Source organism: Rubinisphaera margarita (genome assembly GCF_022267515.1).
GTDB classification, from domain to species: Bacteria; Planctomycetota; Planctomycetia; order Planctomycetales; family Planctomycetaceae; genus Rubinisphaera; species Rubinisphaera margarita.
Window position 1 is genome coordinate 830170 of sequence record NZ_JAKFGB010000014.1, and the last position, 20611, is coordinate 850780.

15 protein-coding genes are annotated in these 20611 nt (G+C 58.1%); 11 read left to right on the forward strand and 4 right to left on the reverse strand.

The window, feature by feature from the left end; all coding sequences use genetic code 11:
- Positions 1-6: 6 nt before the first annotated feature.
- Together L1A08_RS16155 and L1A08_RS16160 are read left to right on the forward strand one after the other, a co-directional pair.
- The gene (locus L1A08_RS16155) at positions 7-1971 is read left to right on the forward strand and encodes an amylosucrase (RefSeq protein ID WP_238757481.1); all 1965 of its coding nucleotides are present in this window, start codon (positions 7-9) and stop codon (positions 1969-1971) included.
- Between the two features lie 243 nt (positions 1972-2214).
- Positions 2215-2412, forward strand: coding sequence for a cold-shock protein (locus L1A08_RS16160; RefSeq protein ID WP_238757482.1), 198 nt, complete (start codon positions 2215-2217; stop codon positions 2410-2412).
- A 294-nt stretch (positions 2413-2706) separates the two neighbouring features.
- Here L1A08_RS16160 and L1A08_RS16165 read toward each other — a convergent pair whose 3' ends face one another.
- On the reverse strand, positions 2707-3513 hold the full coding sequence (locus L1A08_RS16165) for a 3'-5' exonuclease (protein ID WP_238757483.1): 807 nt from the start codon (positions 3511-3513) through the stop codon (positions 2707-2709).
- Between the two features lie 154 nt (positions 3514-3667).
- Here L1A08_RS16165 and L1A08_RS16170 point away from each other — a divergent pair, with 154 nt between their 5' ends.
- Positions 3668-4738: an AAA family ATPase gene (locus tag L1A08_RS16170; RefSeq protein WP_238757484.1), complete on the forward strand. Its 1071-nt coding sequence runs from the start codon at positions 3668-3670 to the stop codon at positions 4736-4738.
- A gap of 54 nt (positions 4739-4792) precedes the next feature.
- Positions 4793-5203 carry a hypothetical protein gene (locus L1A08_RS16175; RefSeq protein WP_238757485.1) on the forward strand — a complete coding sequence of 137 codons (411 nt, stop codon included), beginning with the start codon at positions 4793-4795 and terminating at the stop codon, positions 5201-5203.
- A 240-nt stretch (positions 5204-5443) separates the two neighbouring features.
- Here L1A08_RS16175 and cysK read toward each other — a convergent pair whose 3' ends face one another.
- Positions 5444-6376 carry a cysteine synthase A gene (gene cysK / locus L1A08_RS16180; RefSeq protein ID WP_238757486.1) on the reverse strand — a complete coding sequence of 311 codons (933 nt, stop codon included), beginning with the start codon at positions 6374-6376 and terminating at the stop codon, positions 5444-5446.
- A 191-nt stretch (positions 6377-6567) separates the two neighbouring features.
- Positions 6568-8304 carry a trypsin-like peptidase domain-containing protein gene (locus L1A08_RS16185; RefSeq protein ID WP_238757487.1) on the reverse strand — a complete coding sequence of 579 codons (1737 nt, stop codon included), beginning with the start codon at positions 8302-8304 and terminating at the stop codon, positions 6568-6570.
- Positions 8305-8845: 541 nt separating this feature from the next.
- Here L1A08_RS16185 and L1A08_RS16190 point away from each other — a divergent pair.
- The 6 genes from L1A08_RS16190 (at position 8846) to L1A08_RS16215 (ending at position 16500) form a co-directional block, all read left to right on the forward strand.
- A complete protein-coding gene (locus L1A08_RS16190) occupies positions 8846-9544 on the forward strand; it encodes a hypothetical protein (RefSeq protein WP_238757488.1) in 699 nt (232 codons plus the stop codon).
- A gap of 195 nt (positions 9545-9739) precedes the next feature.
- Positions 9740-13471, forward strand: a complete 3732-nt coding sequence (gene ccsA, locus L1A08_RS16195) for a cytochrome c biogenesis protein (protein WP_238757489.1) — start codon at positions 9740-9742, stop codon at positions 13469-13471.
- A gap of 125 nt (positions 13472-13596) precedes the next feature.
- Positions 13597-14520: a GSCFA domain-containing protein gene (locus tag L1A08_RS16200; protein ID WP_238757490.1), complete on the forward strand. Its 924-nt coding sequence runs from the start codon at positions 13597-13599 to the stop codon at positions 14518-14520.
- Between the two features lie 185 nt (positions 14521-14705).
- On the forward strand, positions 14706-15128 hold the full coding sequence (locus L1A08_RS16205; protein ID WP_238757491.1) for a hypothetical protein: 423 nt from the start codon (positions 14706-14708) through the stop codon (positions 15126-15128).
- 67 nt (positions 15129-15195) lie between these two features.
- Positions 15196-16071, forward strand: a complete 876-nt coding sequence (locus L1A08_RS16210; protein WP_238757492.1) for an NAD(+)/NADH kinase — start codon at positions 15196-15198, stop codon at positions 16069-16071.
- Between the two features lie 204 nt (positions 16072-16275).
- Positions 16276-16500, forward strand: coding sequence for a hypothetical protein (locus L1A08_RS16215; RefSeq protein ID WP_238757493.1), 225 nt, complete (start codon positions 16276-16278; stop codon positions 16498-16500).
- Between the two features lie 36 nt (positions 16501-16536).
- Here the strand turns inward: L1A08_RS16215 and plsY are convergent, their stop codons facing one another.
- Complete coding sequence (gene plsY, locus L1A08_RS16220) at positions 16537-17202, reverse strand: glycerol-3-phosphate 1-O-acyltransferase PlsY (protein WP_238757494.1); 666 nt, start codon at positions 17200-17202, stop codon at positions 16537-16539.
- Positions 17203-17418: 216 nt separating this feature from the next.
- On the opposite strand from plsY, the gene L1A08_RS16225 reads away from it, so the two are divergent.
- A complete protein-coding gene (locus tag L1A08_RS16225; RefSeq protein WP_238757495.1) occupies positions 17419-20526 on the forward strand; it encodes a PSD1 and planctomycete cytochrome C domain-containing protein in 3108 nt (1035 codons plus the stop codon).
- Positions 20527-20611 lie beyond the last annotated feature (85 nt).

The following is a 20611-nucleotide window of genomic DNA, read 5'->3' on the forward strand; positions in this document are numbered from 1 at the left end:
GTATTGATGAATAATCTCCTGGACGTTCCCACAGAGGCGCTGCTCACCCGCCGCCGCCTTCAGCCCCGACTCGATGCGCTCTGGCAGTCGAGCGGTGCCGATGACGTGATAGTCGAGGAGTTCGAAGCGAGGCTGGAAGAAGTCTGGCCGCGACTCTTCCGGCTGCTGCTCGAACTCTACGGCGAACGGTACGACTTCTTTTACCACCTCGAACAGATCCTGCTCACGGCTGCCGAGTCCTGGGTTGATCGGCCGGAGGATCTCAAACGGCTGGACCGACATCGGATCTATGAAGAAGACTGGTTCCGCTCCGAGAAAATGGTCGGAGGGGCGCTGTACGTCGATCTGTTCAGCGAGAACCTCGGCAAACTCCGTCAAAGCATTTCCTATTTCAAAGATCTCGGGCTGTCTTATCTGCATCTGATGCCGCTCTTCGCGGTTCGGCCGGGTGATAACGACGGTGGCTACGCGATCAGCAATTATCGGTCGGTCGATCCCCGGCTCGGCACGATCGATGACTTGCGGGAACTCGGCCGCGATCTTCGTGAGATCGGCATTTCGCTTGTTCTCGACTTCGTGTTCAACCACACCTCAGACGACCACGAATGGGCGAAGAAGGCGCAGGCGGGAGATCCCGAGTTTCAGCAGTACTACTACATCTATCCCGATCGCACGATGCCGGATCAGTATGAGCGCACGCTCCGTGAGATCTTCCCCTCGGTTCGACGTGGGAACTTCACCTGGCATGACGGGATGCAGCAGTGGGTGTGGACCACGTTCAACAGTTACCAGTGGGACCTGAGATACACGAACCCGGCTGTGTTCCGAGCCATGCTCGGCGAGATGCTTTTCCTGGCGAACACGGGAGTGGACATTCTCCGGCTCGATGCCGTGGCCTTCATCTGGAAAAAGATGGGCACCAGTTGCGAAAATTTGCCCGAAGCCCACACCGTGATTCAGGCTTACAATGCGCTGGCACGGCTGGCTGCTCCGGGGCTTCTTTTCAAATCGGAAGCAATCGTGCATCCGGACGATGTCGTGCGATACATCAGTCCGGAAGAGTGCCAGATCTCATACAATCCCACGTTGATGGCGTTGCTTTGGGAGTCGCTGGCCACGCGGGAAACGAAACTGATCCGGCAGTCGCTCAGCCATCGTCATCAGTTGCCGAAGCACACGATCTGGGTCAACTATCTGCGCTGTCACGACGACATCGGGTGGACGTTCGACGATGCCGACGCCGCCCAGGTGGGCATCAACGGCTTCGACCATCGGCAGTTTCTCAATCAGTTCTACACCGGCCAGTTTCCCGGTTCGTTTGCGCATGGAGTTCCGTTTCAGCACAACATCGAAACGGGCGATATGCGTATCTCCGGCACAATGGCCTCGCTGGCGGGGCTCGAGCAGGCGATCCAGCTGGATGATGACCGGCTCAAGGATCTGGCGATTCGCAGAATCATTCTGCTGCACGGCATCACGCTCTCGATTGGCGGGATTCCGTTGCTCTATCTGGGTGAAGAGTGGGGGATTCTGAACGACTACGACTTCGTTCGCGATCCGGCGAAGGCGAACGACACTCGCTGGATTCACCGCCCGAAAATGCGCTGGGACTATCTCGAAGAACACCACGAGCAGGTCACGCCGGAAGACCGGGCGATTCGCCGCCGGCTGTTCAATTCGATTCAGCGGATGATCAAGATCCGTAAAGAAGTCCCAGCCGTCTCCGGCCTCCAGATGGAACTCGTTCCTCTCCATAACCAGCACGTGCTCGGGTACAGCCGGTTTAATGAAAGCGATCGCCTGATTGTCCTCGCGAACTTCTCCGATTATCCGCAGACGGTTTCGGGAAATATCGTGCGCACCGCGGGCCTCGGACGCTTCTTTGAAGACCAGCTTTCGAACACGACTTACCAGACTTCGCACGACATGGAACTGCTGCCGTATCAGGTTGTCTGGCTCCGGCGGGTCTAGTTTCAAGAGGCGTGCGACGCCCCAACTTGAGTGGATTGTGGTTGCCTGCTGTCGACCCGCCTCCGAAACCGGGGTCCGGACCCTCTCCAGAGGTTTGATCGAAAGTTGGGGAATTTACAAACCGGCTTTGACAAACTGATTTAAGCGTGCGTATAGTGTGCTCACGAGATTCGTTTCTTTTCTTTGGTCCAGGTTGCGGCTCAAACGGATCTCAAGCACGTTTTTTTTGACGATGGGAAGGCTATGGCTGAAGGCACGATTACACGGCTGACTGACAAGGGGTTCGGCTTCATTGCAACGGATTCCGGGAAGGATATTTTCTTCCACATGTCCAACTTGGAAGGGTGTCGTTACGATGACCTCCAGGAAGGTCAGCAAGTCTCTTTCGAAAAGGGACAGGGACCGAAAGGTCCACGAGCAGAGCATGTTCGCTTGATCTGAGCAACATCAGGAATTGAATCAATGGGCCGGCAGTCGCTTCAACTGTCGGCTTTTTCTTTGCGCGCATCGCAAAGTAGAGCGTCAAGGCGCGCATCGCAAAGTGGAGTGTCAACGCGCGCATCGCAAATTAGAGTGTCAACGCGCGCATCGCAGAGCCGAGCGTCACAGCTGTGTTTCAAGACTGTGCTTCCTCGAACGAGACAAACTGCCAGTCGCGTCACAGAATGCAGGTCAACCAGCGAGAGCGGTTCAAAAGTCGACTGCAGGCGTCTGCAGGAGATGCACGAAAAGTCTCTAGGCCGGCGGCTGCCAGTCGCCCCAGTGGGTAAGATAGTGTTCGAACGCGGGGCGTTCTTCCCGCAGCGACTCCAGCGTGGCCTTGGCTTCGGCGACGCAGTTCTGTTCCTGCTCCAGTGTGACCTCGCCGGTCAGCACCCGCGTCCGCAGGAACACGAAGTAGGTGTCGAGCACATCGCAGGTGCAGTAGTCGTTGATCTGACGGACCCCACCGGCGTTGTAGACGTCCTGGACCTGAGAGCCATCGATGCCGGTCTTGCCCGGCTTACCGATGATGTTGGCCAGCACATTCAGGCCACCCGCCATGCGGGTCGCGCCAAAGTTCGACATCATATCCATCAGATCAAGATGGCTCTGGGAGTTGTACCGGTTTCGAGGTTGCTCGAAAGACCGGCCCGAGACCTGAAACCAGTCTGGCAGCGACAAGCCGTACCGATACGCTGAAAGTTCCATCAACGGCAGATCGTAGCCACGTCCGTTGAAGGTGACGAACGTCGGACGCCGGTACGCTCGCCAGCCCTGCCAGAAAAGATTGGTGATCACCGACGGACGGAATTCCGGATCATCGAGCACCACGACGTCGACCAGGCGGAAGTCGGTCTGCACTTTGGCGATCGCGACCGAGATTGGCAGCATATAGGTGTAGGGGATGAAATCGCTCCCTTTCTCGGCCATCAGCTCGGCTCGAAAGCGGGCGATTGCATCCTCGCCGGTGAGGTCGAGTTCCGGGTACTTCAGTCGAGCGATCAGGTCGCCGTCTGCCACCGCTTCGACGTCGAAGACCAGCCAGCCAATGTCTGCCATCACGTCGCTTCCCTGCAGGAATTGAAAAAGGGGTTCCGCGATGGATACTATATAACGCGACAGGAGCGGATTCCACGAGGACCTCCTCTCCACTCTGTTGCGGTCGTCATTACTCGCTGTCGCTCGCCCATTTCTTCTGCCGCTGGACCATCTCATGAGCAGCCCTGGATTTACTCCCGAACCGATCAACCTGGATGCCCAGAGCAAATCCAAGGAAGCCCAGGCCATTAAGGGGCTGGTTAATGCTTCGGCTCGGATGCGGGAAGAGATCGGCAAAGTCATCGTCGGTCAGCACGAAGTGGTCGAGCAGCTGCTGATCGCTTTGCTCTGCCGTGGACATTGCCTGCTGGTTGGCGTGCCAGGGTTGGCCAAGACGCTGCTCGTCAGCACGGTCGCTCAACTGCTGCACCTCTCCTTCCGCCGCATTCAGTTCACACCCGATCTGATGCCCTCTGATATTACCGGAACGGACATCCTTCAGGACGACATCGAAACGGGACGGAAGCAATTCCAGTTCATGCCGGGGCCGTTGTTCTCGCACATCGTACTGGCCGATGAAATCAACCGAACGCCCCCCAAGACACAGGCGGCTCTGCTGGAAGCCATGCAGGAGCGGCACGTCACGGTCGGTTCCAGCACGTACCGGCTGCCGGCTCCATTCTTTGTGCTTGCCACCCAGAACCCGATTGAGCAGGAAGGAACCTATCCGCTCCCCGAAGCCCAGCTCGACCGGTTCATGTTCAACACGATCGTGAAGTATCCGACCGCTTCGGAAGAACTCGAAATCCTGATGCGGACCACAGCCGATGCTCCACCGAAGTTGAATCCGATCCTCAATGACAAGCAGATCCTCGCTCTGCAGGATGTCGTCCGCAAAGTCCCGGTTGCCGAGCACGTTTTCATCTACGCCCGCGATCTGGCTCGTGCGACGCGGCCGACCGAGTCGGAAGCCTCACAGTACGTGAAAGACTACCTCAGCTGGGGAGCCGGCCCGCGGGCAGGGCAGAATCTGATTATGGGAGCCAAGGCCCGCGCGCTGCTGCACGGCCGCTACCACGCCACGACCGAAGATGTCCGGGCCGTCGCCCATCCGGTGCTCCGACATCGAATTGTGACCACCTTTCAGGCCGACAGCGAAGGCATCACGGCCGATTCGGTCATTTCAAAACTGCTGAAGGAAGTTCGCATGCCACTGGAAAAACTGTCGGAGAAAGCGGTGACGTAGTCTTCTGCCAATCAGCGCTGAAGCACTCCCCTTCGACTCTCGTGGAGAATGACCATGCCTGGACAAGTGCAGCAACTTAATCCTGTCGTCTGGCTAATCATGTCCGGAGGGGCTCCGTTGCTCGTCGCCGGTGGAGTTCTCGCGTTCCTGGCGTTGATTCTCTGCATTCTTCCGCATCGAAAGCTGGCCGTTCTGATGCTTTGTCTTTCGTTGGGACCAGCGATGCTGTCGATTGCCGCCGTGTATACGGGGGCGACAGAATACATCGCTCTGGCAGCATCGCCTGAGCCACCCAAGCCGGCAGTTCTCGGTCAGGTCGTCGGCACGACGCTCTCTTACGCCTTCTGCGGCCTGGTTGGAACAGTTCTCCCCTCCATCTGTTCGATTGTCTCGCTTGTTCGATCCCATTCCCGGCGGTTTAAGACGGATGGCCAGGCAAGCTCGAACTTCACCGATCATGAATAGCCCGGTTGATTCAACCGGGGAGGTGAAGCCACACGAGGCCCTCGGTCGCTCATTCCTAACCCGAAACGTAAGTGAGGGACGGGAGACATCGGAAATCCGGTGACTCGCTGTAGTCCCATGCCGCGTTGCACTGCTGGGCAAGCCAGCAGTGGCACCTATTCTTCGGGGGAGGCTGCGCACGAAAAAAGCCCGGCGGAACGGTGTTCCGCGCAGGCTTTTTAATCTTCCCATCCGCTCCGCTTATTCGCGGGTGAAGTCGAACATGGGGGTCGACAGGTAGCGTTCGCCGGAGTCCGGCAGGACGACGACGATGGTCTTGCCTTTCGATTCCGGACGGGCGGCGACCTTCAACGCGGCGGCCATGGCGGCTCCGCAGCTGATGCCGCAGGTGATGCCTTCCATCGTCGCGATCTTCGGAGCGGTGTCGAAGGCTTCCTCATCGGTCACCTGCACAACTTCATCGACGAGCGACATGTCGAGGTTGTCCGGGATGAAGCCGGCTCCGATGCCCTGAATCTTGTGCTTACCGGGAGATCCACCCGAGAGGACCGGGCTTCCGGTTGGCTCAACGGCGATTGTGTGGACCGGGTGATTCTTCTCTTTTTTGAGATAACGCGCCACACCCGTGATTGTGCCCCCAGTGCCGACGCCGGCTACGAAGATATCAACCTTGCCATTGGTGTCTTCCCAGATTTCAGGACCAGTCGTCTTGAAATGGATATCGGGGTTGGCGGGGTTATTGAACTGCTGCGGCATGTAGTATTCGGGATTCTCGGAGATCTCGGTCGCCCGGTTGATGGCGCCCTTCATTCCCTCGGCTCCCGGAGTGAGGAGGAGGTTGGCTCCGAAAGATCGCAGCATCATCCGGCGTTCCATCGACATGGTGTCCGGCATGCAGAGAGTCAGCTCGTAGCCGCGAGCGGCACAGACGAAGGCCAGGGCGATCCCCGTGTTGCCGCTGGTCGGTTCGACCACCTTCATGCCAGGCTTGAGCTTACCCGACTTCTCGGCTTCCCAGATCATGTTGGCACCGATGCGGCACTTCACGCTGTAGGCCGGGTTTCGACCTTCAACTTTCGCCAGAACGGTGGCATCGAGTCCCTCGGCGAGGCGATTGATGCGAACAAGAGGGGTGCGGCCGATGGTCAGCGAATTGTCTTGGAAAACGGGCACTGTCTTTCCTCCATGGATTAGCCGTAAGTGCGGACGGTCCGAGCCTCATTCTGCACTCATTGCAGTCTGCGCGGACGCTCATCGCATCAATCGAAGTATCAGCGGATGTTCGGATTATCGGCATAATCGGCAGAAAAGGCAAATCTTTTCCAGATTTGCAGCCTGCTTCCGTTCACTATGTTCGCGTCGCTTTACTGGCGGACCCTGCGGTAAGGCTGAGCGGCGGAGAAATCGGTCGGCATCGTCTCGGATCGATCCTCGATTCGCAGTTCCCGTTTGATGGTCGGAGCGGCGTAAGCCTGTGGCGGCGTAACCATTTCGGTCGGAATGAACTCGGTCGCCGGGGGACTGGAATTCGCCACCACGGTCTGCGACGGATTGAGTTCGCCGGTCAGGTCGGCCAGAAGCCGCGGCGTGGCTGACGGAATGACGACCACTTGCGGCTGTCCCGGATTCTGCGGGTTTTCGATGATGATCGTCAACTTGGCTCCCTGAGCAGCCTGCAGGGCCTGAAGGGTGGCGGGGTTAAGTGAGGCCGTCGCGGCGGGAGTAATCGCGACCGGAGCGTCTCCGGCGGCGTCGAATGGTCCCGGAGCCTGAGGGGCGGCGGCTTCCGCCATTGCGGGGACACTGGCGTCGGTCTGGACCAGAATCTGGCTGTCCCCGGTCGGAGTCTGACGACGAATCGTATGAGCCAGTCCGCAGCCTTCGAGCAACTCGACGACCGGTTGCAGTCCGGCATACAGGCCGCGTTTTTCTTTCGGATCGGCTGCGATACAGACGCCGACCACTTCGTTGTCTTCGTTGAACAGGCCCCCTCCGGAACGTCCCTGGACCGGAACGCCGGTGCATTCAATGTTGTCCGGGCCGGTGTAGCGATTCAGAGCGGTGACCGACAACGACTCGATCGTCGGGTTCTGACCGCCACTGCAGCCGACACTGATGACCGAGTCGCCTTCCGACAGTTTCGATGGAATCTGGGCCAGGCGGGCGACTGGCAACGCTCCATCGGTCGGCACGGAGATCAGTCCGACATCGGCGTCGAGATCATACTTCACCACGGTGCCGACGAAGCTCTCGAAGCGATCGTCTACGAAAATGTCGATGTCAATCTTCGAAGAGTCGGTGACGTTGCGGAAGATGTGTCCGCAAGTCAGGACAAACGTGTTTCCGGGTCGGGAATCGATGACAGTTCCTGAGCCGTAGTTGATTCCCTTTTCGTCGCGAATCCGGATGCGGACGTTGGCGGCTCGGGAATCGATGTGCGGCGTCGGTTTGGTGACATTTTCTCGTTCGTCAAACTGGGCACGAATGACGGGGGCATCGGCGTCAGCGGCTGTGGAGTTGCTCGCGAGAATGGTTTCAGCGGGGAATGGTTCGGGATTCGCCGGGTACTGCTGAGGACTCGCTGGAGCAGTTGGCTGAGAGACGGGAGCGGCTGGTGTTGTCGGAGGCTGATTGCCGGGAAACGCCGATGGTGAGCCGAGCCGAGGTTGTTCGTATCCCGTATTTCCCCGGCCGACAACATTATGCGGCGTCTGGGGAGTCGCGGTGTTGGCCATCATCTGCTGGGGCGGAGCAGAGGGAGTCGCCGCGGGTTTCGGAATTGAGGCGAGCATGCGTCTCAGCTGGCCTTCGGTGGTTCGTCCGACTTCGCGAGCGACTTCTTTCCCGTTGACGACCAGCACAAAGGCCGGGATCGAAGAGACGTTGTACTGTCGAGCCAGATTCGGATTCTGATCGATGTCAACGACCTGGACGGGAAAGCCTTCCCGTTCCAGCTTGTGAACGATGGGCTTCATCTGCTGGCAGGGGCCGCACCAGCTGGCAGAGAAGTCGTAAAGGACGGCTTGCTGAGCAGAGGCCAGATTTGCGGTCGCCGACAGGCAGACGATCGCCAGCGCGATCTGTTGCGCGACAGTTTTCATAAGTCTCTCCGGGAATCCATTCGCCAGGAGTGGCAGACGCGGGTTTCGTCACAATAGACAGGAACAAAGAAGCGACAGTCCTCAGAAGAAGAAAATGAGGCTTCTGGAAGTGAGGTCCTGATGATCGGTTCTGATGAACTCCACGCCGATGATCCATCACCGACGTGTAATCTTTACATCTCCGCGGCGGACACTATTACAATTTGTCAGACGCGGAAAGAGGAATTTGTAATTCCGACAATGAGTCGTAAAATACGTAAATCCCTGCAGTGCAGTGCTTTGTTGCCAAAAGTCCGAAAATTGTGGTTTCGTTTTTTCTGGAACAAGAGGTTAGTATGCAGACCCGGTGCCGAAGCATCGAGAATTGCATCTGCCGAAGAGATTCTTCGGGAAATCGCCGGCAAAATCCTGTTCTGCCGGGGGCTTCTGCGATAGGATGCATCAATCCTTCCTGAAATGTCCGTGGCAAACCACGCGATTCACCAAACCATCCTGCCCCGTTTGCCACGTCTGATCCCCCAAGAGATATGGAGTTGATGCTGTGCAGAGCATCTTTACATTTCCGCGCGGAATTATTTTCAACACGTTCCTGCTGGCCATAGTTGTTTTCACGCTGACAGGGTGTGGCGACAGCGAGCAGATTCGCACTTACGAAACTCGTAAGCCAGAGGATGTCTTCGCCGAGAATCACATCGAGGGAGCGAAACCGCCCGAGCGGACGGCTCCTCCGATGATGTCTGCTCCTTCGACCGAAGCCGTCGGCGAGCCGGCCCGCATGTTCGGAGCGATGGTTCGCGTGGACGATCAGACCTGGTTCTATAAGCTGACCGGTCCGGTCGACGAAGTGAACAAGATCGTGCCTCAGCTGCGGGACTACGTGGTCTCCATGAAATACGAGAACGGACAACCCGTGCTGACAAAGCCGGAAGGCTGGGAGCAGTTGCCGGGGAATCAGTTCCGCTTCGCCACCATGAAGATTCCGGCTGAGTCGGGGGCGTTGGAAATGTCGATCTCGCCGCTGCCGAGCAGCGAAGAAGAACTTCTGAACGCGGTGGCGAACATCAACCGCTGGCGCGGACAGCTGGGACTCGGGGAAATCAAATCGACCGACATCGAAGCCGCCGGGGACGATCCTTCCCTGGAGATTTCCAAAGCGAGCCAGGATGGGCGAACCATTTACTTCGTGAATATCGTCGGCGAGCAGAAGTCCACGGGCATGCGTCCGCCCTTCGCGGGCTAAGCCCGGAGGAGGAAGCGTCGAGCTACTTCCCGGCAAGGGGAAACTTCGGCGGACTTGTCGCAGATCTGCAAAATGCGGCCCCGCGAGTGGAATGCGGATCCTTATAATAGCTTGAATTGGAACGTCTGATTTTCTGCGACGTTCCATTGATCAATCGGAAACTGGAAGAGATTCATGGCCAGCGTACAGGACAGAATGGAACCGTCAGCAGACAAGAGAATCCGACCGGCGAACAATCAATCGCTTGCGTTTCTTCGGCCTCTGGCTTCACTCAAACTGAGTGTCGTCCTGTTCGCGCTGGGGATTTTTCTCGTGCTGGCCGGGACTCTGGCTCAATCGCACAAAGATATCTGGGACGTCGTTCACGGCTACTTCCGCTGCTGGATGGCCTGGATCGAGTTTCAGGTGTTCTTCCCCAAGTCGTGGGCTCCTCAATTCCAGAACGTGCCAGGCGGCTTCTGGTTTCCCGGAGGCTGGACCATCGGCGGCCTGATGACTTTGAACCTGCTCACGGCGCACGCGCTACGTTTCAAAGTGCAGGCAAAAGGATCACGGCTCCTCTGGGGCAGCGTGGTCACGTTGATCGGAATCCTGCTCACCTGGGCGGTAATTGTGTTCGGAACCGAACGCGATTCGGTCTATGAAACGGCCAGCATCGACTGGTCGAAATATTGGAACCTGATGTGTTACAGCCTGTTTCTTCCAGCCATCGGCTGCGGAATCGCGGCCAGTAAGCATGCGGGCGACGCGGCGAAGAAGGTCGAGTTCTACACCTATTCTGTACTGTCGCTGCTGTTCCTGGGAACGGGCTGCTTTTTGGTGGCTGGTGGCGAGTCAGTGCGTCTGGACAACTCATCGATGCGAATTATGTGGCAGCTGATTCAGGCCACGTTCGCGGGCGGTGTGCTGCTGGGCGGCTGCCTGCTGCTCTTCAAGAAACGCGCCGGGATCGTTCTGCTGCATGCCGGCGTGCTGATGATCATGGCCAATGAAGTCGTGGTGTATTCGCTGCACGAAGAAGGGAACATGATTCTCTTCGAAGGCGAAACGACCAACTTCGTGCAGGACATCCGTTCGGCCGAACTGGCCGTGATCGATCGTTCGCCATCGGACAAAGATGTTCAGACTGTCGTGCCGTCTTCGCTGTTGAAGAGGCGTGCCGGAGACGACGAACTTCTCCGCAGCGAACAGTTGCCATTCGCCCTGCGGGTTCGGGAATATTTCCAGAACGCCGACCTGAAACCCCGCGAAGCTGACGACGAGAACCCGGCCGACTTTGGTCTGGGAAAAACGCATACGATTGAACCGCTCGCCGGGACGACGGGAACTGACAGCAACGCCGACTATCCGGCCGCCTACGTCGATATCGTCGACTCGGAATCGGGCGAGACCCTGCACACGCTGCTCATCTCGGCTCTGGCCAGTGCCGTGGATCGTCAGGATACCGTTGAGGTCGGTGACAAATCGTACGAAGTCTCTCTACGGTTCAAGCGAGTCTACAAAGACTTCTCGATGCACCTGATCGACGTCCGAAAAGACGACTACGTCGGAACGAATACGCCCCGCAACTACTCCTCCGAAGTCCGACTGGTCGACAAGACACGCAACGAAGACCGGAAGATCAGGATCTGGATGAACAACCCGCTGCGGTTCGCCGGGGAGACCTTCTATCAGAGTGGGTTCAATCAGTTGCCCCGCGGCGAAATGACAACGCTGCAGGTTGTGACCAACGAGGGTTGGATGATTCCCTACGTTGCCTGCATGATCGTCGCGATTGGCATGCTGTATCAGTTTGGAGTGAGCCTGATGCGGTTTCTGAACCGCCTGGCGACCGGCAAAGTCGGTGGACATGCCCTCGACACGCCGGAATCGATCAGGGAGTTCGATCCGGTCGGCTTTGCCTTAAACGTGGTGCCAGCCGTGCTCTTGCTCGGGGTTTGTGGCTACTGGCTGCTCAGTCTCGCCAAGGTTCCGCAACCTGCGGCTGAAGAATTCAATTACTACGAGTTCGGCAAGATTCCGGTCATCTACGAAGGCCGTGTGAAGCCGATCGATACGCTGGTGCGAAACACGCTGCGGATCACTAGCAATCGGGAATCGATCCGCATGGAAGAGAAACCGGCGACTGAAGATCAGCCGGCTCGTGATGCCGAAACGCTCTCCGGAACCCAGTGGTTCCTGGAAATGATCGCCGGCTCGAGAAGGGCCTTGCAGCGACCGATCGTCAAGATCGACAACGATGAGCTTCTCTCCTCGCTCGAACTGGAACGCAGGAAATCGCACCGTTACACCCTCGGTGAACTTCAGCCGAAACTGGCGGAGCTGACTGCCGCGACGCGGGAAGCCCGCGAGCTCAAAGACAAATCGCCGGGGTCTCTTTCAGTTTATCAGCGGAAGGTTCTCGAATTCGAACGCAAGTTCGGTGCGATCGATATCCTCGCCGCTGCCTTCATTTCGCCGCAGATCGATATCGAAGGCGAGAACGTGACCGAACAGTTCATGTCGGCTCTGGCCCGCGCCCGGCAGCTCGACGAACGCGAACCGCCATTGCTGGTTCCGCCCGTGGAAGAATCGATGGGGCCGGACGACGAAAGTCTCAAGCGAGACGAATGGGAAACCTATTCGAAGGCCTTCCTGAACGACATCATTTATCCAACGGCGTTCAAAGCGGAAGCGAATCCGTTCTCCGGTAAGTTCACGGAGATCATCAACGCGTATCAGGAGGGAGATGCGGCGACGTTCAACAAGAAGGTCCGCGAGTATCAGTCTCTGCTCAAGACGGAGAAGGTCGAAGACGTCGACATGACCCGCGTTTCCTTCGAGACCCGGTTCAACAGTTTCGCTCCGTTCTTCTACCCCGGCTTCCTCTACATCCTGGCCTTCGTGATTGCAGTGGCCAGCTGGCTGATGCCGCGAACAATTCTCCCGGCCAACTGGGCGGCGATCGGATTGATCTTGCTCACATTCGGTGTCCATACATGGGCGATCTGGGCTCGCATGGCGATTTCGGGACGTCCGCCGGTCACGAATCTGTACTCGTCGGCCGTTTTCATCGGCTGGGCCGGGGTGCTGTTCGGCATGGTAATGGAGTTCGTCTTCAAGCGGGGGATCGGGAACGTGCTCGCTTCCGCGGCCGGTTTTGCGTCGCTGTGGATTGCTCATGGACTCGCTGGCGACGGTGATACGTTTGTCGTGCTTCAGGCTGTACTCGATACCCAGTTCTGGTTGAGCACGCATGTGGTCTGTGTCACGCTCGGTTATGCTGCGACATTCGTCGCCGGTGCACTCGGACTCATTTACATCTGCCGCCGAAACCCGATCGCCCTTCTGGGCGTTTGTGGTGCGGTCGCCGGAGTGCTGGCGTTGCAGGGGACCGGCATTCCGCCGCTCGTCCGCAACATCGGTCCGTTCCTGTTGGCGATTCCCGTCAGCATCATACCGATGCACTTCCTGTTCGGGGCACCGCAGGTGTCTCTTTCGGAAGGTATGGAGAAGGCCTTGGCCCGGATGATTTACGGCACGCTCTGCTTTGCCCTCTGGTTCAGCTTTGTCGGAACCGTGCTCGGCGGGTTGTGGGCCGATGATTCCTGGGGCCGCTTCTGGGGTTGGGATCCGAAGGAAAACGGGGCCCTGATTATCGTGCTCTGGAACGCCCTTGTGCTGCATGCCCGCTGGGATCGCATGATCGGTACGCGTGGTCTGGCCGTGCTCGCCGTGGCCGGCAACATCACGACCGCCTGGAGCTGGTTCGGTGTGAACGAGCTGGGTGTCGGGCTGCATTCGTACGGCTTCACCGAAGGGGTGCTGTTTAATCTGATGCTGTTCGTGTTCAGTCAGCTCACGCTGATCGTGATTGGCCTGTGGGGAAAACCGGCCGATGCGGACACGCCTGCGGCAGAGCCACAGACTCTGGCCGATTCGACGTAATCGGCATAATCGTTCCAAGTTCGCTGCCCAAATCGGCCGATAGGTAGAAGTGCGGATGTCGCGAAAACGCTCGCGGCTCCAATCATTTGCCTCGCTGTCCATGCGTACGAGGAAGGAACCTCGCCATGCTGCCGCCGGTCCATTACCGCCAGGGTCAGGAGAAAAAGGTCGCTCACGGCACCTGGTATCGCGGAGAGCACTGCAACTTCATCGCCAGCAAGGGCAATCTGGCCGAGCCCGATTCCGCGGCGAAATATGTGCTGCACGGTTGGACGCCGGAATTGCCCTTTCTTACGCGAAAGGACTGCTTCACGGCTTTTGGCAGCTGCTTTGCCGCCCATCTGACGAAGTTCCTGCGAGCCCATCGGTATCAGGTCGGCTCCCCCGAATGGAACACCGACAGCTACATCATGACCTACGGAGCGGGGATCAATAACACCTTTGCGATCCGCCAGCAGCTCGAATGGGCACTGGAGAACCGCACGTTTCAGGAATCGCTCTGGTACGACCAGGATCGCAGACTCGTCCCGCCCGACGTCGATGCCCAGCTGGCGACTCGCGAAATTCTGAAGTCGACCTCCGTGTTCATCTTCACGCTGGGGCTCTCCGAGATCTGGTACAGTCGCGAAACGGGCGAAGTCTTCTGGCGGGCGATTCCGCAGGATGTGTTCGATCCGTCCCGCCACGGGTTCCGCGTCAGCACCTGTGCGGAAAACGCTGCCAATCTGGAAGCAATCTATCAGCTCGTGCGGCACCATCGTCCCGATGCGACCATCATCTTCACGCTTTCGCCAGTGCCGCTCGTGGCAACATTTCGTCCCGTCTCCTGCATCACGGCGAATTCGGAGTCGAAAGCCATTCTGCGAGCGAGCCTCGGCGAAGTTGTTCGCAGCCACTCCCGCGACAATCGCCTCTTCTACTTCCCGTCCTACGAACTGGTCAAAGAGTATTTCACCGATCCGTACGAACAGGACAACCGCCACGTCCAACCCGAGATTGTCGAGCAGGTCATGAATCTGTTTGCCCAACACTATCTCGCCGATTTCTGATCGACGCCTTTTGAGTTTCACATCGATCTCGCGCCGGGCAGCCGCGTCCACAGACGTCGCCGATGATTGCCGCGCGATGATGAGTCCCGCGAATCGAGCCGAATTGTCGCAGTGTCTTGCGGCGTGAACTGCTTATAATGCCGTGGATAACAATTCGCGGTCTTTTCCGAACAGCAGTCCGACCCATGAACGCCGACCAGAGCTATCTCGATCCTCACGCCCGCATCCGGACCGCCACCGGCTATGTGGTGGCCTGTTCGCTGCTGTTTCTGTTCGTGGTTGTGGTGACCGTCCTCAGCGTTTTCGCGATGCCGGCTTCCAGCGAAAGTGGTCATATCCTTGTCGCTGAGTTCACCGGCACGGACGACGGCGAAGTCGGACCGGTTCAGATCGAGGACCAGTGGGAGTTCCGCTGGGAACATTCAGGCCATTTGAAGCGGATTACCTGGACTCGGGATGATGGCGAACAGGACATGTTTCTGGAGATGCCCGGCAAGCCGATTCGCGGGCATGGCGGCGTCAACTACGAGGAATGCGGGGAGTACCGATTCAAGGTCGAGGGGACCGGTCCGTGGAAGATTCAGGTTTACCAGTTCGTCGTCGAGTGACTGCGAAAAGCTGCCCGAATTGGCGTGCTGAATCTGTTCCGCGGCTCACTTCTGGTATACTCGCGGCATGAATTCCAAGCCCCCGATCCGCACCATTGTTCTGGCGCGCAGTCCCCACGAGCATGTTCGAACTGCCTGGGAGAAGCTGCAGCCGTGTCTGGCATCCCGTAGAGAGATCGAAGTTGTCGGCGTCGCGATGACTGAAGACCTCGAGCACAAGGAACTCGATGCCGAGTTGGCCATTGTGCTTGGTGGCGACGGATCGATTCTGCGAGCCTGTCGGCAATTCGGCGATCATCAGATTCCCATTCTGCCGATCAATCTGGGACGACTCGGTTTCCTCGCCGATCTTACGCTTGAGGATCTGCAGCGGCATCTCGATCTGATCGCCCGGCGGGAGTTCAAGATTGCCGAGATGCTGATGTTCGAGGCGATCATCCGCAAACAGGACGGATCCGAAGAACGGCATCTTGGTCTGAACGAACTGGCGATTCGCGTGGGGCACGCACCGCACATGTTCGATGTGCAGCTCTCGATCGACGGGGAAGCGGTCACGACCTACAGCGGCGATGGCCTGATTCTGGCCACGCCGATCGGTTCGACTGCCCATTCACTTTCAGCGGGCGGCCCGATTCTGCGACAGACGATTCGAGCGTTTGTGCTCACGCCGATCTGCCCGCATACGCTGACCATTCGCCCGATTGTCGACCGAGCCGACTGCTGCTACGAACTGACTTTGCCGGAACAGGACGAGAAAGTCCTGGCGGTCATCGACGGGCACATTCATCGTGAGTTCTGCCACGGCGATTCGATCACGTTCCGGGAAGCGGCGGCGAACTGCAAACTGGTCCGGTTCCCGAATCACAGCTACTACGAAACGCTCCATCGCAAGCTCGGCTGGGAAGGGCAGCTCTCGTACAAGACGTATCTGGAGCAGCACTAAATTCGTGAGCGCGACGAGTCTGGGGACTATTCTGTCGGTTTTTCGCGAATGGCAAAATCTCGTAATTGACGGTTCAAATCAGCAGTCGTATCCTCGTTATCAACGAAGGTTGATCGATACGTTGCCGTCGACGGAGCGGCTTAGACAGTGGATGTTGAATCCCGTTTCGGGACGAAGCAGCGTAGGCATGGAAGGGAACCGATAATGGACGATCATGCGTGGCAAGAGCATGCGAACCGCGTCGAACAGGCCATCCGGCAGATGACCGGCGGACTCATCCGGGGATTGCAGGTGTCGTCTCACGACAATTCCCTGGTGGTCACGGGCACGACCGATCGCTACTACCACAAACAGCTGGCAACGCGGGCTGCGATGCAGGCGGTGAATGACCAGACGTTGAAGAACGACATTGTCGTTTCTTCGCGATAACCGAGGCTCGGAACCGTCGCCTCCGCGGCGGGAATGCTACCTGGGTTCCGGTGACCGTGCAGAGTCAGCTGCCTCTTTTGGCGTGAACGCCTTCTCTTCGCCCCGGATGAGCCGGACGATGTTGCTGCGATGCCGGTAGATGATTAATCCCGGGACCAGCAGACTAAAAATCCCCAACGCCCAGTTCTCTCGCGTAAACGGGTGAGGCTTGAGTAGTAGCAGTTCGGCCACCGCAAAGGCCAGGGCGCCGAGCAGGGAACTGATCGAAACCGTTCTCCAGATCAGCATTGAAAGCGCAAACGTCCCCGCTGCGATCGCCGAAGCCAGTGGCGCCAGGACGAAAACGACTCCGAGCCCGGTGGCGACTCCTTTCCCCCCTTTGAACTTCAGGTAGCAGGGGAACATATGTCCGATGATTGTCGACGCGCCGACGATGGTCGCGCCATGCATCGAACCGAGTGTCGGCAAATCGGAAGCCAGCAGCAGTTTGGCGGCCAGAGTCGGCAGCAGGCCTTTCAGGGCATCGAGCACGAAAACCACGATGAACCATTTGAAGCCCATCACGCGACCAACGTTCGTGGCACCGATGTTTCCGCTCCCCACCGTGCGGATATCGATCTTTCCGAACACGCGGGCAACGAGCAGGCCGAACGGGATACTGCCGATGAGATAAGCCAACAGGCTCAGGACGAAAATCAACACAAAGCACTCGCAATTCAGGACTGAGACGCTCGACTGGAACGCAGACAAATGCCCGTTTGAAACTTCGCATCAACGGATGGGTTTGCGTCCGAGCGGACCAGCCGGCAAAATAGGATAAAGAGTTCCCCGCGAATATTCCCGGGACTCTCCGTGAAAATCAACACCGCTGCTCGAACTCTCCAGGGAGCGGCGAATCTTTTAAGCAGGGCCCGCCACATGACCTGTCGCCCTTTTTCGTGTTTGTCGCTTGCCAGCGCAATCTTCGCCTGCAGTCTCGTTTCGCCCGCCGTCGCGGAAGACCGGATCGACTTCAATCAGCAGATCCGTCCATTGCTTTCGGATCGCTGCTTCGCCTGTCATGGGCCTGACGCCGAACATCGGGAAGGAGGGTTCCGACTCGATGTGCAGGCCAGCGCCTTCGGTCCCGGCGACTCCGGCGATCCGATCATCGTCGCCGGTCATCCGGAACAGAGCGCGATGATCGAACGGATTACAACCGACGACACCAGTCTGCGGATGCCTCCTGAAGATGCTCCCCGCCCGCTGACTGACGACGAGATCGCTCTCCTCAAAAAATGGGTCGAGCAGGGAGCCGAGTGGCAGGATCACTGGTCGTACCGTCCACTCCAGCGCCCCGCTGTTCCCCAGCTGAGCAACTCGGAGCAGCCGTCTTCGCCAATCGATGCGTTCATTCTCAGGCGACTCGAACAGGAGACAATGTCTCCCTCCGGGGAAGCCGCCCGCGAGACGCTGATCCGTCGAGTCACGCTCGATCTGACCGGACTTCCTCCGACGCTGGAAGAGATCGATGCATTTCTTGCCGATGACAAACCCGATGCCTACGAGCGGCTCGTTGATCGACTGCTCGCTTCGCCACGCTTTGGCGAGCATCAGGCTCACTACTGGCTCGATGCCGTTCGCTACGGCGATACCCACGGTTTGCATCTCGACAACTACCGCGAAATGTGGCCGTATCGCGAATGGGTGATCAACGCCTTCAACCAGAATATGCCGTTCGATCAGTTTGTCCGCGAGCAACTCGCCGGCGATCTGCTGGAGAATCCGACGAGGGATCAACTCATCGCCAGTGGATACAATCGCTGTCACGTCACGACCAGTGAAGGTGGCTCGATTGCCGAAGAGGTCTATGTGCGGAATGTCGTGGAGCGGGTCAACAACTTCGGGACCGTTTTCATCGGCACGACCTTTGACTGCACGCGGTGTCACGATCACAAATTCGATCCGATTACGCAGCACGATTACTACTCGATGTTCGCGTACTTCAACAGCCTCGATGGCAACCCACTGGATGGGAACCGGAAAGATCACGCACCGGTCATTACGGTTCCGACCCCGGAACAGGAAGACCAGCTCAAAGAACTCGATCAGCAACTGGCCGGCATTCGCAAAGAGCTGAAGGACCAGGAGCCGAAGCTCGCTGAAGCTCAACTCGACTGGGAGCAGGCAGCGGCGTCCTCCGCGGAACAGCAGGACGACTGGATGGTTCTGGTGCCGGAAGAATACATTTCGCAGGGGAAAGCCGATCTTCAAGTCCTGCCGGACCTGTCCATTCTTGCGTCCGGAACCAATCCCTCTCGAGAGGTTTACGAGGTCGTCGCCACTATCGCCAACGGGCCCAAGAAATCGGTTCGCCTTGAGGGGCTGATTCATGAATCGCTCACCGCTGGGGGAGCAGGCCGCAGTCAGAACAGCAATGTCGTTCTCAGCGAGTTCGAACTGTACGTCTCCGAGGGAACAACGCCGGGCGAATGGAGACGCGTCCCCATCGATGCCGCTCGCGCCGATCACGAACAGTCCAATGGCGACTTCAAAATCGCGAACGCGATCGATGGCGAACCAGGAACTGGATGGGCAATTGAAGGGTTCAAGCTTCGAGAGAATCGCACTGCGGAATTCGTGGCCGCCGAACCCTTTGGAGCGAACGAGCCGTTCCGGGTAAAGATCGTGCTGCGGCACGAGTCGCCCTACGCCCAGCATCAGTTCGGTCGAGTGCGACTGTCGATCGCTGATTTCGATCCGATCGCCCGGAATGTTCCCGATGGAATTCGCAAGATTCTGCTGACGGAAACCGACAAACGGACCCCGGCTCAAACGGCGGAACTTCAGAAGCACTTTCGAGCCAACGTTGTTGATCTCCCAGATTACAAGCAGCTGCAGAGCCAGCTGACGGCGACAGAAAAGCAACGGAGCGAATTCGCCGAGACGATTCCGACGACGATGGTCTTCAAAGAGATGGACAAGCCGAAGCCGTCGTACCTGCTCAACCGTGGCGAGTACGATCAGAAGGGAGAGGAGGTCGAGCGTCGCACTCCGGAAGCGTTGCCATCGATGGATCCCCTCTGGCCGAATAACCGTCTGGGGCTGGCGCACTGGCTCGTCAGTGAAGAGAATCCGCTGACCGCTCGCGTGGCGGTCAATCGATTCTGGCAGCAGTTGTTCGGGATCGGTCTGGTCAAAACTTCCGAAGATTTCGGTGCGCAGGGAGAACGTCCGAGCCATCCGCAGCTGCTCGACTGGCTGGCGGTCGAGTTTCGCGAGTCAGGCTGGGATATGAAGCACATGGTTCGCCAGATGGTCCTGTCGAAAACGTACCGTCAGCGTTCTCATCTTCGTCAGGGCGATTTCGGTCGGGATCCGGAGAACCGGCTGCTGGCTCGGGGGCCGCGGTTTCGACTCGACGCCGAAGTTCTCCGCGACCAGGCGCTCTTTGTCTCGGGACTGCTTGTCGAAGAACTTGGCGGACCGAGTGTGAAGCCACCACAACCGGACGGACTCTGGTACGCCGTCGGCTATACGCGATCCAATACCGCTCGCTTCGTGGCCGACACCGAACCTGAGAAAACGCATCGTCGCACTCTCTACACGTTCATCAAGCGGACGTCTCCTCCGCCGCAACTTGCTACGTTCGACGGGCCATCGCGGGAATCGGGCTGCGTGCGTCGCGAGCGGACAAACACGCCGCTGCAGGTGCTCATGCTGTTCAACGATCCCCAGTTTTTGGAATGTGCTCGCGGTCTGGCTGAACGGGGCATGACTGAAGGTGGAAAAACGCCACAATCCGTAGGAACGTTTCTTTATCGCACATGTACAGGGTACGAACCGACCGAAAAAGAACTCGCTGTTCTGGTCTCCGGGTACGAGCAGGAAGTACAACATTTTCTCAATAACCCCGAGAAGGCACGGCAGTTGCTTCAGGAAATCAAGGTTCCGGTCGCGAAGGATTTGCCTGCGGAGGAACTGGCGGCGTGGACATTAACCGCGAACATTCTGCTGTCTCTGGATGTCGTAGTGACTAAGAATTAGGCAGTGCGTCCTGTTTTCTGACAGGGCAAACGGCCCTGCCAGAAAGTCGTGGGCGAATCTTCGGGCGGCAGTTATCAAGAAGAGC

Excerpts from the sequence above, each read along its gene's own strand:
- ccsA (WP_238757489.1), top strand. The coding sequence starts at position 9,740 with ATGGAACCGTCAGCAGACAAGAGAATCCGACCGGCGAACAATCAATCG.
- L1A08_RS16215 (WP_238757493.1), top strand. The coding sequence starts at position 16,276 with ATGGACGATCATGCGTGGCAAGAGCATGCGAACCGCGTCGAACAGGCC.
- L1A08_RS16205 (WP_238757491.1), top strand. The coding sequence starts at position 14,706 with ATGAACGCCGACCAGAGCTATCTCGATCCTCACGCCCGCATCCGGACC.
- L1A08_RS16175 (WP_238757485.1), top strand. The coding sequence starts at position 4,793 with ATGCCTGGACAAGTGCAGCAACTTAATCCTGTCGTCTGGCTAATCATG.
- L1A08_RS16170 (WP_238757484.1), top strand. The coding sequence starts at position 3,668 with ATGAGCAGCCCTGGATTTACTCCCGAACCGATCAACCTGGATGCCCAG.
- L1A08_RS16165 (WP_238757483.1), bottom strand. The coding sequence starts at position 3,513 with ATGGCAGACATTGGCTGGCTGGTCTTCGACGTCGAAGCGGTGGCAGAC.
- L1A08_RS16200 (WP_238757490.1), top strand. The coding sequence starts at position 13,597 with ATGCTGCCGCCGGTCCATTACCGCCAGGGTCAGGAGAAAAAGGTCGCT.
- L1A08_RS16155 (WP_238757481.1), top strand. The coding sequence starts at position 7 with ATGAATAATCTCCTGGACGTTCCCACAGAGGCGCTGCTCACCCGCCGC.
- L1A08_RS16225 (WP_238757495.1), top strand. The coding sequence starts at position 17,419 with ATGACCTGTCGCCCTTTTTCGTGTTTGTCGCTTGCCAGCGCAATCTTC.
- L1A08_RS16185 (WP_238757487.1), bottom strand. The coding sequence starts at position 8,304 with ATGAAAACTGTCGCGCAACAGATCGCGCTGGCGATCGTCTGCCTGTCG.
- L1A08_RS16210 (WP_238757492.1), top strand. The coding sequence starts at position 15,196 with ATGAATTCCAAGCCCCCGATCCGCACCATTGTTCTGGCGCGCAGTCCC.
- L1A08_RS16160 (WP_238757482.1), top strand. The coding sequence starts at position 2,215 with ATGGCTGAAGGCACGATTACACGGCTGACTGACAAGGGGTTCGGCTTC.